This window comes from Cryobacterium sp. TMT3-29-2 (genome assembly GCF_004564305.1).
Classification (GTDB): Bacteria; Actinomycetota; Actinomycetes; order Actinomycetales; family Microbacteriaceae; genus Cryobacterium; species Cryobacterium sinapicolor.
This window is the reverse complement of record NZ_SOGK01000118.1, coordinates 1-12,150: the sequence shown is the minus strand read 5'-3', so window position 1 is coordinate 12,150 and position 12,150 is coordinate 1. Positions and strand designations below refer to the sequence as shown.

At 63.6% G+C, this 12,150-nt stretch carries 13 protein-coding genes and 1 pseudogene; 3 read left to right on the top strand and 11 right to left on the bottom strand.

Features of this window, described 5'->3' with window-relative positions; all coding sequences use genetic code 11:
* Positions 1 to 142 precede the first annotated feature (142 nt).
* The 6 genes from arcC to E3O67_RS13610 all read right to left on the bottom strand — a co-directional run bounded on the left by arcC (position 143) and on the right by E3O67_RS13610 (position 5,303).
* The gene (gene arcC / locus E3O67_RS13630) at positions 143 to 1,075 is read right to left on the bottom strand and encodes a carbamate kinase (RefSeq protein WP_135102942.1); all 933 of its coding nucleotides are present in this window, start codon (positions 1,073 to 1,075) and stop codon (positions 143 to 145) included.
* The gene (gene argF, locus E3O67_RS13625; RefSeq protein ID WP_134432509.1) at positions 1,075 to 2,076 is read right to left on the bottom strand and encodes an ornithine carbamoyltransferase; all 1,002 of its coding nucleotides are present in this window, start codon (positions 2,074 to 2,076) and stop codon (positions 1,075 to 1,077) included. Before argF ends, arcC begins: the two co-directional genes overlap by 1 nt.
* Positions 2,073 to 3,302: an arginine deiminase gene (locus E3O67_RS13620; RefSeq protein WP_134432511.1), complete on the bottom strand. Its 1,230-nt coding sequence runs from the start codon at positions 3,300 to 3,302 to the stop codon at positions 2,073 to 2,075. Before E3O67_RS13620 ends, argF begins: the two co-directional genes overlap by 4 nt.
* A 33-nt stretch (positions 3,303 to 3,335) precedes the next feature.
* The gene (locus tag E3O67_RS13615) at positions 3,336 to 4,754 is read right to left on the bottom strand and encodes an amino acid permease (protein WP_134432513.1); all 1,419 of its coding nucleotides are present in this window, start codon (positions 4,752 to 4,754) and stop codon (positions 3,336 to 3,338) included.
* A gap of 219 nt (positions 4,755 to 4,973) precedes the next feature.
* Positions 4,974 to 5,111: a hypothetical protein gene (locus E3O67_RS17025; protein WP_166787044.1), complete on the bottom strand. Its 138-nt coding sequence runs from the start codon at positions 5,109 to 5,111 to the stop codon at positions 4,974 to 4,976.
* A gap of 45 nt (positions 5,112 to 5,156) precedes the next feature.
* Positions 5,157 to 5,303, bottom strand: coding sequence for a hypothetical protein (locus E3O67_RS13610; RefSeq protein ID WP_134432515.1), 147 nt, complete (start codon positions 5,301 to 5,303; stop codon positions 5,157 to 5,159).
* A 138-nt stretch (positions 5,304 to 5,441) separates the two neighbouring features.
* On the opposite strand from E3O67_RS13610, the gene E3O67_RS13605 reads away from it, so the two are divergent.
* Both E3O67_RS13605 and E3O67_RS17525 read left to right on the top strand, forming a co-directional pair.
* A complete protein-coding gene (locus E3O67_RS13605; RefSeq protein WP_134432517.1) occupies positions 5,442 to 5,873 on the top strand; it encodes an Lrp/AsnC family transcriptional regulator in 432 nt (143 codons plus the stop codon).
* Between the two features lie 227 nt (positions 5,874 to 6,100).
* Positions 6,101 to 6,404: pseudogene (locus E3O67_RS17525) on the top strand (recombinase family protein); the annotation flags it as partial.
* Between the two features lie 182 nt (positions 6,405 to 6,586).
* Here the strand turns inward: E3O67_RS17525 and E3O67_RS13595 are convergent.
* Positions 6,587 to 7,240 (bottom strand): HAD-IA family hydrolase, encoded by a 654-nt coding sequence (locus E3O67_RS13595; RefSeq protein WP_135102941.1) that lies wholly within the window; start codon positions 7,238 to 7,240, stop codon positions 6,587 to 6,589.
* Between the two features lie 109 nt (positions 7,241 to 7,349).
* Between E3O67_RS13595 and E3O67_RS13590 the strand changes: the two genes are divergently transcribed.
* Positions 7,350 to 7,643 carry a hypothetical protein gene (locus E3O67_RS13590; RefSeq protein WP_135102940.1) on the top strand — a complete coding sequence of 98 codons (294 nt, stop codon included), beginning with the start codon at positions 7,350 to 7,352 and terminating at the stop codon, positions 7,641 to 7,643.
* A 59-nt stretch (positions 7,644 to 7,702) separates the two neighbouring features.
* Here E3O67_RS13590 and E3O67_RS13585 read toward each other — a convergent pair whose 3' ends face one another.
* From E3O67_RS13585 to E3O67_RS13570, 4 genes are all read right to left on the bottom strand, one after another.
* On the bottom strand, positions 7,703 to 8,512 hold the full coding sequence (locus E3O67_RS13585; protein ID WP_134432523.1) for an ABC transporter permease: 810 nt from the start codon (positions 8,510 to 8,512) through the stop codon (positions 7,703 to 7,705).
* Positions 8,513 to 8,521: 9 nt separating this feature from the next.
* The gene (locus E3O67_RS13580) at positions 8,522 to 9,355 is read right to left on the bottom strand and encodes an ABC transporter permease (RefSeq protein WP_370260490.1); all 834 of its coding nucleotides are present in this window, start codon (positions 9,353 to 9,355) and stop codon (positions 8,522 to 8,524) included.
* Between the two features lie 178 nt (positions 9,356 to 9,533).
* Positions 9,534 to 10,724, bottom strand: a complete 1,191-nt coding sequence (locus E3O67_RS13575) for an extracellular solute-binding protein (protein ID WP_135102939.1) — start codon at positions 10,722 to 10,724, stop codon at positions 9,534 to 9,536.
* 54 nt (positions 10,725 to 10,778) lie between these two features.
* Positions 10,779 to 11,852, bottom strand: coding sequence for an ABC transporter ATP-binding protein (locus E3O67_RS13570; RefSeq protein WP_134432527.1), 1,074 nt, complete (start codon positions 11,850 to 11,852; stop codon positions 10,779 to 10,781).
* Positions 11,853 to 12,150 lie beyond the last annotated feature (298 nt).

The following is a 12,150-nucleotide window of genomic DNA, read 5'->3' as shown; positions in this document are numbered from 1 at the left end:
ATCATGACCTGGTTGCGAGAGAAGGCCGAGCTGCCCAACCTGCCATGTACGCGCACCTGCCCGGACCGTTGAGTCGGCCCGAGCAGGTTTCTGTCATCCCCGTCAGCCGCCGTGGACCGGCGTCATGGGACCCGCGGCGGGGTCAGCGGTAGGCCACGCCGTTGGCCGTCACGGAAACCCGCGTACCCGCGGTTCCGTCCAGGAGCGCCGGCAATTCTGTCAGGGATCCGATGAAGGCGTCGCCACCGGTGTTGAGGGCGAAGTCGATCGCCGCCTCAACCTTGGGTCCCATCGAGCCCGCCGGGAAGTCGAAGCCCGCGAGCGTGTCCGGGTGGACGAGCATGATAGCTCGCTGTTCTGGCGTCCCCCAGCCGGTGTAGACGGCGTCCGCATCGGTGGCGATCACTAGGGAGTCGGCCTTGAGGTCCCGGGCCAGCACCGCGCTGGCCCGGTCCTTGTCGATCACGGCGTCGACGCCGATGAGTTTGCGGGAGCCGGGCTGGTACATGGTGGGTATGCCACCGCCGCCGGCGCAAATCACCACCGTGTCGGCAGCCACCAGCGTTTCGATCGTGCTCAGCTCGAAGATCCGCTGCGGCATGGGCGAGGGCACCACCCGACGCCATTGGTCGCCGTCGGGCTTGACGACCCACCCCCACAGCACCGCCAGGCGACGCGCCTCGTCGGCGTCGTACACCGGCCCGACAAACTTCGTCGGGTCGGTGAACGCCGGGTCCGCCGGGTCCACCTCGGTCATTGTCAGGATCGTCGCGATCGACTTTTCGAACGGGAGTCGGTTGCCGAGTTCCTGTTCGATCATGTACCCGATCATTCCCTCGGTCTGGGCGCCCAGGACGTCGAAAGGGTACTCGGACGTGTGGTCGTAGGCGGCTGCCTGGAGCGCGAGCAACCCGACCTGCGGCCCGTTGCCATGGGAGATCACCAGCTGATGCTCCTGGGCGATTGGCGCGAGCGCGGCGCACGCCTTAGCGACGTTGGCACGCTGGTTTTGCACCGTCATGGGGGCGCCGCGCTCCTGGAGCGCGTTGCCGCCGAGAGCGACCACGATGCGCATCAGGAACCCAGGGTGGCGACCATGATCGCCTTGATCGAGTGCATGCGGTTCTCGGCCTGAGCGAACACGATGGAGCTGGACGACTCGAACACCTCGTCCGTGACCTCAAGCTCGCCGAGGCCGGTCTGCTTGAACAGCTGTTCTCCGACGGCCGTGTTCCGGTCGTGGAATGCCGGCAGGCAGTGCATGAACTTGACGTCGGGGTTGCTGGTCTTAGCCAGGACGTCCTTGGTGACCTGGTAGGGAAGCAGGGCGGCGATGCGTTCGTCCCACGTTTCCTTGGGCTCGCCCATGGAAACCCAGATGTCGGTGTAGATGAAGTCGACCCCGGCCACGCCCTCGGCGACGTCCTCAGTGTGGGTCAGCCGCGCGCCCGTGCTCTCTGCGATCGTCTGGGCGGCCGCGATCACCTCGTCGGTGTTCCACAGCTGACGGGGGGCCACGATACGCACGTCCATGCCCATCAGTGCCCCTGCCACCAGCAGCGAGTTCGCGACGTTGTTGTGCGCGTCTCCGAGGTACGCGAAAGCGATCTCGTGGTCGTTCTTGGTGGAGTGCTCGCGCATCGTGAGCATGTCGCACAGCGCCTGGGTGGGATGCCACTCGTCCGTCAACCCGTTCCACACCGGCACACCCGACGACGCGGCCAGTGTCTCGACGTTGGTCTGCGCCGAGCCGCGGTACTCGATGGCGTCGAACATCCCGCCCAGCACCCGCGCGGTGTCCTTAACGGACTCTTTGTGCCCCATCTGTGACCCGCTCGGATCGAGGTAGGTCACGTGGGCGCCCTGGTCGTGCGCGGCGACCTCCATGGCGCAGCGGGTCCGGGTGGAGGTCTTCTCGAAGATGAGGGCGATGTTCTTTCCGGTTAGCCGCGGCAGCTCGGTGCCGGCGTATTTGGCTGCCTTGAGGTCCGCGGCCAGGCCGAGGAGGAACTTCCACTCCTTCGGGGTGAAGTCGACTTCCTTAAGGAAACTCCGGTTGTGCAGGTTAAAGCTCACAGGATCACCGCATCTCTTTCGATTGGACAGGACAGACATCGCGGACCGCCGCGGCCGCGGCCGAGCTCGGATCCCACGACGGGTACGACTTCGATGCCCTCGTCGGCGAGGTATCGATTGGCGGTAGTGTTCCGCTCATAACCCAGCACGACGCCGGGGGAAACGGCGAGGAAGTTGTTCCCATCGTTCCACTGCTCTCGCTGCGCACCCGCGCGATCGATTGGGGTGCGCAGGACCCGAACCTTGTCGACGCCGAGGGCCTCGGCCACGAGAGGAAACAGGTCCGTGTGCTCCGTGATGTCGTAGTCGCCGCCGGACCCCACCGGGGTGAGCACGAACGCGCGCAGCGTTTCGGGCAGGTACGGATACAGGGAGAACGCGTCGCTGTCGACCATTGTCATGGCGGTGTCCAGGTGCATGAACGCCCGCTCTTTCGGCAGCTCGACGACGATCACCTGGCGGACATGGCCGCCCTGGAAGAGCAGTCGTGCCAGTGTCTCGACCCCCTGGGGCGAGGTCCGCTCGCCCATCCCGATCATCAGCACCCCATTGCCGATCACGAGCACGTCGCCGCCCTCGACGGTAGCGGGCTCGTGGGGCAGGGAATCGTCGCCGTAGACGATCTCCAGCCCGGCGTCGCGGAACATCGGGTGGAACTTGTAGATCAGGCGGGAGTTGATGGTCTCACGTTTGCGTGCCCGCTTGGCCATTGGGTTGATGCTCAGGGCGCCGTACATCCAGGCCGAGTTATCGCGCTGGAACAGGTGGTTCGGCAGGGGCCGCAGCAGGAAGTCATCGATGCCGAGAGACTCCATCAGAAGGCTGGGCGTGTGCAGCATCGGCATGACGTCACTCTTAAGCACGCCCCCGATCAGGAGCTGGGAAAGGACCTCCGACGACGTTTGGTCGACGATCCGCTCCAGCGGCTTGTCCAGCGCGGGCCCGAACCGGATGGCCGTGGTCAGACACTTCTGCAGGAACTCCCGGGCACCCGGCGCGTCCAGCGCCGCGGCAAGCAGTTCGCGGAAGTAATGCACCGTCACGTTGCGCTCTCTGAGCTGGCCGACGAACGCGTCGTGCTCTTCCCTAGCGCGATCGGCCCACATGACGTCGTCGAAGAGCAGGTCGTCGACGTTGTCCGGGGTCAGCCGACTGAGCTCGAGACCCGGCCGGTGGACGATCACCTGGCGCAGCACTCCTACCTCGGATTCAACACGAAATGGCATGGCTATTCCTTACTGTATTGATGGTGTAAATGGTTAGCGGTACTCGGGCACGGGGGCCGGCTTAGTCATCCAGTGCCGCTGCGCAAGGTAGACCGGGATCCCGACGACGAACGCGCCGCCGGCCATCAGGAACGGGCCCCAGACGACGTACCACAAGTCGCTGGTGTTCCTGGAGTAGTAGATGAAGGCGACCGAGAAGATCAGCGCCACGACCGCCACCGACACATCGAACGCGAACCTCGGCGTGTGGACTGGGTGGCTGTCCCGCCAACGCCATTTGATCTGGACCAAGGCGGAGAATGCGTAGGGCACGGCCGCCGTGATCCCGGTCATTAGGACCAGGGTGGTAAACACCGTTGAGCCGCTGGTTCCCAGATAGCTGATCACCACGGCGACCGACGCCAGCGCGGTGGACGCGATGATCCCGAATGCCGGAACCCGGCGACGCGACAGGCTCCCGAACCGCGCCGGGAACAGCCCGTCCTTCGCAGCAGCCAACGGCATCTCCGCACAGATCATTGTCCAGCCGTTCAGCGCGCCGATACCGGAGACGATGACGGCCAACGCCACCAAGTCCCCGGCCCAGGAACCGCCGCCGACGATCGAGTTGGCCGCGACGGAGTAGGACGCCTTGTTCACGTCCATAGCCAGCTGCGAGGCGGGCACGATGCCGAACACGGCAACCATCGACAGCAGGTAAACGATGGCGCTAGCGAGCGTGCCGTAGATGGTCGCCTTCGGGACATTCCGTTCGGGATCGCGGACCTTCGCCGCGGCAACGGCCGCGGTCTCGACGCCCAAATAGCTGAACAGTGCGATCGCCATCGCTCCACCGATCGCCGACAGGCTGCTGTCACCGCTGAGGTTCCACGGCGTGAAGTTCCCCGCCTTGATGAAGAACAACCCGACGGTCGACATGATGGCCAGCGGGATGAACTTCAGCACCGTCGTCCAGACTTGGACCGAACCCATCGCGCGCACGCCAGTCAGGTTGATCACCGCCGGGATCCACAACCCGACGAGGGCGATCAGGATGGACCAGCCGACCGCGCCGTCCTTGTTGAGGAAGTGCTCGACGTAGTACACCCAACCGACGACGATCGCCGCGTTGCCCGCCCATGCCGTGATCCAGTAGGACCAGGCGTTAACGAACCCGGCCGCGTTGCCGAACCCTGAGCGTGCATAGGCATACGGTCCGCCGGCAGCGGGCAGGCGTCGCGACATCACCGCGAACATCAACGCAAGTGCGACCGCCCCGACGGTGGCGAGGCCCATGGCGACCAGGCTGATCGGGCCATACGACGCTAATGCGTAGGGCAGCGAGAAGATACCGACACCGATGATACTGCCCATAATCAGTGCAGTCGACTGAGGCAAAGACAGGGCGCGTTCGGTTGTACGCCCCTCGGGCTCGGTCGGGACAGACCCGACCTCGGAACTTGATTGGACCATGATGACCTCCGGCGTTGATACGGATATGTGACATCCGATCGTCAGGGCGAAAGTTTTCCGGGCTTAGCGGCCGAGAGAACCAAGTGGCGAGTTCACGGATGTTCTTGAGTGGAGCGTGACAGAAACCGACGCAGGGCAATGCCTGATCAGATTTCAAGAAACGCAGTGGTTGAACTTAACATTGATGGCACGCCGATCACCGCCCCAAAGAGCCATCGCTTACGGCCGAGCAGAAATCGAGACAATGACGTCAGCGACCAGACCCAAGAGGTTCTTGGGATCGAAGGGACCGGCGATCAGATCGAGTACGACGAAGAATGAGGCGCCGGCGACAGAATCGCGCAGGTAGCGCACCACCGACAAGTCCTCGACGGCAAAATCGACGGAGTCGAAGATGGCGATCTAGTCGTAGTGCGTGCGCCCCGCCGCCTGGGTCTTATCAGTAATCGAGGTAGTGATGATGTCGGCCCCCGCCACCGCGTCCCGCACGCTCGCTACCACGACGACGTCGAAGCCGAACGGCCGGGCGGTGATGTTCTTTACGTTCATAAAACGCACCACGACAACTTTCTCTTTGTTTTCTGTAATCAGCCTATGACCGGGCAATGTGCACGCGTAACGAGCAGAACGAGCCAATATGCTCCATCAATCTTTTAGGATGGTTACCTTGGCTGTACAGTGTGAATCATGCATACGCTCGATGACCTCGATCGCCGCCTAATCGGCGCGCTGCGGGCGGACGGACGAACCCCCGTTACCACGCTCGCCCATGACCTCGGAGTCACGAGGGCAACGGTGAACATCCGGCTGCAGCGACTGCTGGACTCGGGCACCGTCCTCGGATTCTCCGTCCGGGTTCGCGAAGAGCGGGATCCCGACTCGATCCGGGCGATCGCGCTCATCGAGGTCGAGGGGCGCTCAACAGATCGGGCGATCAGCCAACTTCGCGGCTTTCCCGAAGTCCGGGCGCTACACAGCACGAACGGCGGCTGGGACCTGGTGGCCGAGATCCGGACCGACACGCTGAGCAACTTCGACCGGTTACTCGGCCAGATTCGCTCCGTCGAGGGCGTCGTCAACAGCGAGACGAGTCTCCTGCTCAGTTCGACGCTGTCGTAAGCCGTCACACATCGGTTCTGCAAATCCCGAGACTTTACAGGACAACCGAACCTTTCAGTGGGGACGCGGGCTTTTGCACCACCGGGTGGCAGGTTGGCCCGCGCACGATGTCCGATGGCCTTGTCTTGCACTCTCCCTTTGACACTTTGGCGGTGACACTTTGGCGGCCATGCTTGCGCGCGTTCCCGCGCCGCGTTGTAGCGCGATGGCTCCCAGATAGTCGTGGATTCGCCAAAGGGCTCCGCGGGCGAGGTGCCGGCCTTCGCGTGCTGAACTTGGGGCGGCGGCAATGCCGATACGGCCACACCGATGGGAACCATAATGTTCACGATGATGGCGGCACTCGGTCATATGGAACACGAAATCAAGCGAGAGCGTGTGGTCGACTCGATCAACAAGCGCCGCGACGCCGGCAAGGATCTGGACGGCCGACCGCAGCTCATCACTGACAGCCAAATTCGCAACGCCAGAGGACTTATAGAAAGTGGCGAGACAACGGCACAGGTTGCGCTCGACCTCGGAATGTCCCGAGTTCGAAAAAGCGATCGCGGCTTACTCCTGGGATGTGGCTATCGAGGCGCTTGGTGCCGCCTGAGGGTTTTCAGTCCTTTCCTCCCGCTTGCGGTTACTGCTTCCACTGCACCGCGATCCGTCGGCCGCCACTATCTTCGGCTGATTGGCCGCCGAAGCCGACGGGAGGGCGGGTAGCGGCGTTAGGCGGCGTTCGCCACGACGCGAAGCGAGCCGTTCTCGGTGGTGACGTCCAGTGCTGAGAGGTCACGGACGACCACGGTCGCCGCCGGCAGATGCGCAGCGTCATGCGACGTGCTCACGGCGATCGTCGCGGCTGCCTCGGAGGCAAGACCAGCATCGATGCCAGCTGGTGCGTCTTCGACGACGATGCACCGGCGAATGTCCACGCCGAGTCTTTCCGCGGCAAGCCGGTAGCCCTGCGGGCTGGGCTTGCCCTCGGTGACGTCATCAGCCGCGATCAGCACAGCGGGAACGGGCAGTCCAGCTACTGCGAGCCGAGCACGCATGAGCTGTTGCGAGCCGGACGTCACCGCCGCCCAACGATCGGCAGGGAGGCTCGCGAGCAGGCGTGCGGCTGCTGGGAGAGCGGTTACGTCGTCGAGGTCATGCAGCTCGAGCTGCTCTAGTTCGAGCGTCGCCGCTGCACGGTCCTCCTCGGGAACGAACATCGCGACGGTGTCTTCGGAGCGGCGGCCATGACATACGCGCAGCACCTCCTCAATGTCCACATCGTGGTGGCTCGCCCACGATCGCCAAGTCCGCTCGACTACGGGGGTCGAGTCAACGAGTGTGCCATCGATGTCGAACAAGATTGCTTCAGCGGTGAACTCCATCACGCCAACATAACGGACTCAACTTTGCAAGTGCCTCGTTCAAGGATCACCTGTCGGACGCCTGGCCCTCCCAGGGGCCTGCGCCACTAACCCCCGATACCGTGGATAAATGCTGCACATACTCGTAGCAACGTCGACCTGGCTCGACCTGGCCAAGCGCCGTGACGGACAGCGTTGGATCGTGGCGCTTCGCGTCCTTTCACACCAAAGGCACGTCGTACCCATCGTGCCCAAATTGGTCATTGATGAGTTTAAGCAAAATCAGGACCGCATTGAAACGTCAATGACTTCGTCGATTGCGCAACATTTCATGCAGATCAAGCAGGACCTCAGCGATTTCGGCGGCGAGCGGAATGGCGATCAATCCGCCGACCAGACTCTGACCAGCGACGCCACCAAATAGCGATCACGGAACGCCGCCACAGAGCGCCGAGAAGAAACGGCTCTGGACCGGGTCGAGGTTCAGTCTTCTTCTTCAGCGCGCGAGAGCCGCTGCGACACGTAGACGGGGATGAACGAAGCAAGGATTATGACGGTGGCAACAACGTTGACGACGCTGGCCTCGTTGGGGCGGGCCATCTGGTTCATGATCCACAGCGGCAGCGTGTCTACTCCCGGCGGTGCCGTGAAGATGGTCACCACGACCTCGTCGAAACTGAGGGCGAACGCCAAGAGGCCGCCGGCGACGAAGGCGGTGCGAAATTGGGGGAAGGTGATGATTCTGAAGGTCTGCCAGAGCCCGGCCCCGAGGTCCATCGAGGCCTCCTGCAGGTTCGGGCTCATTCGCCGCAGTCGGGCAAGTACGTTGTTGAAGACCATGACCATGCAGAAGGTGGCGTGGGCAACGATCATGCCGAAGTATCCGATCTGGATGCCGATGGGTTCGAGAAGATTGTTGTAGGTGTTGCTGAGGGCGACACCCGTGACGATTCCGGGCAGTGCGATGGGGAGCACGACGAGCAGGTTGACAGTCTGCTTGCCGAAGAAGCTGTAGCGCTGCAGCGCGAATGCGGTGAGCGTGCCGAGCACCAGTGCCATCGCGGTGGCGCCGAGGCCGACGACGATCGAGTTGAGTAGGGCGGCACGGATGGGCTCGCTGGTGAAAGCGACCACCCACCAGTTGAGTGAGAAGTCCGTCACCGGCCAGGTGGCGATCCGGGCGACGTTGAATGAGTTGAGTACGACGAGGGAAAGGGGGATGTACATGAACACGAGCACGACGGCGACGATGGCGCCGAGGCCGATCTTGGCTCCGCGGGTGAGTCTCAGCATGGCGGGCTCCTACATCCGTTCCAGTGCGCCGGTCTTGCGAACGGCGAAAAGGTAGACCAGCACGAAAACGATGGGCACGACCGAGAAGGCGGCCGCGATGGGCGGGTTGAGGTTGATGTTCGACGCGATCACGCTGCCGATCATCTGGGTTGACCCGCCCACGAACTTGGCGGCGAGATAGTCGCCGAGGCTGAGCGAGAAGGTGAAGATCGATCCGGCGATGACGGCGGGCTTGAGCAGGGGCACGACGACGGTGCGGATGGTGGTCCAGCTCCGCGCTCCCAAGTCGGCCGACGCGTCGAAGAGGTTGGCCGGGATCTGGCGCACTGCGGTGTAGACGGGCAGGGCCATGTAGGGGAACCAGAGGTAGGTGAGGGTGAGGACCACGGTCGTGTAGCTGAATCCGGGACCGCTGAGGCCGAGGGGTTCGAGGGCCGAGTTGAAGAAGCCGTTCTCGGTGAACGTGATTCGCATGGCGAGGATCTTCACCAGGTAGCCCGCCCAGAGCGGCAGGGTGATGGCGACGGCCAAGAAGGCACGCAGCCAGGGCGACGCCACTTTGGCCATGAAGATGCCCAGCGGGATGGAGAACATGACGCTGAGGAGGGTCACCAGCAATGCGATCGACAGTGTGCGCAGCGAAGTCGAGAGGTAGGCGGGGTTTTCGACCAGCCGTACGAAGTTGTCGAAGGTGAAACCTGGGATGACCTTGGAGGTGAACGGGTCGGTGCGCCAGAACGCGGTGATCAGGAGCATCACGAGGGAGAAGATGTAGACGCCGACGAGCCAGGTCAGGGGCAACGCCAGCAGCCCGAGCAGGCGCAGCCGCGGACTGCGATGCAGCCGGGTCGAGAGGGGGTTTCTGCCGGCGGGTTGGACCCGGCCCGGGCCGTGTGTCTTGACGCGGCCCGGCTCGGCTGGCGTGACGCGGGGCACTGTGCTGGTCACGGTGATTCCTTAGCTGCTTGCGGATGCGGGTGGGGGTCGGTGGGGCCCCGGTCGGGGCCCCACCGGAAGGTGACTAGCTCTTGACGGTGAGCCAGGCATCCGTCCACTGCTGGAAGTTGGTGCAGGTGATGTCGGTACGTCCGTCGATGCACTGCTCGAGTGGAGTGGTCCAGAACCAGACGTTCTCGAAGTACTCCTCGTCGGTGGCGTGGAAGTACTCGCAGTGCGCTGCGGCCTCTTCGCTGGTCTCGCAGAACGCGCCATTGGCCGGGGCCATACCGAAGCCCATCGCGATCGCGCCGTTGACCTTGGCGGAGCTGGTGTAGTCCATCCACAGGTAGCCGCAGTTGGGGTTCTTCGCCTCGGCCGAAATCATCCAGGCGTCTGCCCAGCCGGTAGAGCCCTCTTCGGGCAGCACGCTCTTGAACTTCTCGTCCTCGGTAAGCTTGCGCAGGATCTCCCACGAGGTTCCCACGACTGACGTTGCACCGGCGTACGAGGTGATCTGGGCGACCGGGTCGGCCCAGTACTCGCTGACGATTCCGTTCTGCGTCTTGAGCAGCTCGATGGCGGCGTCAAGCTGCTTCTGGTCGAGTGCGTACGGGTTGGTGATGCCCAGATCGGGTTCGTGCGTCATCAGGTACACGGCGGCGTCGGCGATGTAGATCGGGGCGTCATAGGCGATGATCTCGCCGGCGTAGGGGCTGTCTTCCTCCCACACGACATCCCAGCTCGTGGGCGCTTCGGTGACGATTTCGCTGTTGTACTGCAGGATGTTCGCACCGCGGCCGATCGGAACGCCATAGCTCTTGCCGTTGATCGTGTCGTAGATCTGGCCCTGCATTCCCTTGACCGTGTCGTCGCCGAAGTTGGGGATCAGGTCGATGTTGATCGGCGCGACGTCGCCGCCGGCGATCAGGCGCAGGCTCGCATCGCCGGAGGCCGAGACGAGGTCGTAGTCTCCGGTCCGCATAAGCGTGACCATCTCGTCGCTCGTGCCTGCGACGCGACGGTTGACGGCGCATCCGGTTTCTTCGGTGAACTGCTCGGACCATGCCGGCTCGACGAATCCACTCCACGCGACGATGTTCACCTCGCCCTCAGCCTTTCCCAGCTTGTCCATCATGGGCACGTCAGGAACGTCGATACTGAGGCCGCCGGTTGCTGGGTCGCCGTTCTCCGTGTCACCGGTGCCGCTGCAGCCGACGAGCACCAGCGTTGCCGCTGCCATCATCGCGGGAAGCAGCATGTACTTCTTCTTCATGGAACTCTCCTAGTGATTCGTGGTGCAGGGTTGGTGTCGTGATGGTCGTTCGGCTCAAGGGACGATCGACACGTGATCGGTCTTCCAGATGGCGCGCACGGCATCGCCGCGGCCGAAGGCGGCCGCCGCCGTGGGGTGGTGGTCGTTGTGGCGTTCGGCGGTGAGTCGCAGGCCGGCAGCAGTCTCGATGATGTACCGCGTGGTCGGGCCGGTGTAGACGGTTTCGTAGACGGTGCCGAGCACGGAGGTCTCGTTGGCGGCGACGGCAGAAGCCGCATCGGCGAGTCGCACCCGCTCCGGGCGCACGCTGATGAGCTTGTCTATTCCGGTGATGACGCTGGCGTGGGCCGGGGCGATGAGGTTCGAGATCCCCAGGAATCCGGCTACGAACGAAGTCTGAGGAAACTCGTAGACCTCGTTGGGCGTTCCAACCTGTTCGATCCGACCGTTGTTAAACACGGCGACGCGGTCGCTGAGGGTGAGGGCCTCCTCCTGGTCGTGGGTGACGAAGATGAAGGTGATGCCGACCTCGCGCTGGATCTGCTTGAGTTCGACCTGCATCTCTTCGCGCAGCTGCTTGTCGAGAGCGCCGAGCGGCTCGTCAAGCAGCAGCACGCTGGGCTGCAGGATCAGTGCGCGGGCCAGCGCAATGCGCTGCCGCTGCCCGCCGGAGAGCTGGTGAGGCAGGCGGTCGGCGGTGTGCGCGAGGCGCACCTGCTTCAGGGCCCGCTCGACCCGTTCCACCGTTTCGGACTTGCCCATCCTGCGCACCCGCAGCCCGTAGCCGACATTCTCGGCGATCGTCAGGTGGGGAAACAGCGCGTAGTCCTGGAAGACCGTGTTCACGTTGCGGTCGAACGGGGCCATGCGGGTGACGTCGACGCCATCGAGCTCGATAGTGCCGCTCGTGGCGTCCTCGAAGCCGGCAATCATGCGCAGAACCGTGGTCTTGCCTGAACCAGAGGGCCCGAGCATAGAGAAGAACTCCCCGGCGTGAACTTCAAGGTTGAGCTCTGCGACGGCGACGACATCCCCGAACACCTTGGTGACGGAGTGCAGGCTGACGCCCTTGGGGGCGGGGGAAGCAGCTGATGCTGCTTCCAGCAATGCGCGGCCAAACTGTGCCATTGGTCAATGACTCCTTGGAACGACGGTGGTCTAAGAGGTTGAGAATAAACCTATAGTTCCATAGGTTTTGTTTCAAGCAGATTAACTTTATTTTGCGGAGTATCCGTCGCGGCACCGACGGAGTGAGGGAGAATGAGGCCGTGCCCGCATCCACGACGCCCTCCCGGCGGGGCGAGCCCTCGCGTCTGCAGAGCGCCGTGTTCCAGCCCATCGGCGACGCGGGACGGGCGGCGCTGGTGGAGCGCCGCATCGCCGAAGCGATTACCGGCGGAGTCCTGGCCCCCGGCACGAAACTCCC

Bases quoted from the DNA above. Each gene is read 5' to 3' on its own strand.
- arcC (WP_135102942.1), bottom strand. From the start codon at position 1,075: ATGCGCATCGTGGTCGCTCTCGGCGGCAACGCGCTCCAGGAGCGCGGC.
- E3O67_RS13620 (WP_134432511.1), bottom strand. From the start codon at position 3,302: ATGCCATTTCGTGTTGAATCCGAGGTAGGAGTGCTGCGCCAGGTGATC.
- E3O67_RS13615 (WP_134432513.1), bottom strand. From the start codon at position 4,754: ATGGTCCAATCAAGTTCCGAGGTCGGGTCTGTCCCGACCGAGCCCGAG.
- E3O67_RS13610 (WP_134432515.1), bottom strand. From the start codon at position 5,303: ATGAACGTAAAGAACATCACCGCCCGGCCGTTCGGCTTCGACGTCGTC.
- E3O67_RS13605 (WP_134432517.1), top strand. From the start codon at position 5,442: ATGCATACGCTCGATGACCTCGATCGCCGCCTAATCGGCGCGCTGCGG.
- E3O67_RS13595 (WP_135102941.1), bottom strand. From the start codon at position 7,240: ATGGAGTTCACCGCTGAAGCAATCTTGTTCGACATCGATGGCACACTC.
- E3O67_RS13590 (WP_135102940.1), top strand. From the start codon at position 7,350: ATGCTGCACATACTCGTAGCAACGTCGACCTGGCTCGACCTGGCCAAG.
- E3O67_RS13585 (WP_134432523.1), bottom strand. From the start codon at position 8,512: ATGCTGAGACTCACCCGCGGAGCCAAGATCGGCCTCGGCGCCATCGTC.
- E3O67_RS13575 (WP_135102939.1), bottom strand. From the start codon at position 10,724: ATGAAGAAGAAGTACATGCTGCTTCCCGCGATGATGGCAGCGGCAACG.
- E3O67_RS13570 (WP_134432527.1), bottom strand. From the start codon at position 11,852: ATGGCACAGTTTGGCCGCGCATTGCTGGAAGCAGCATCAGCTGCTTCC.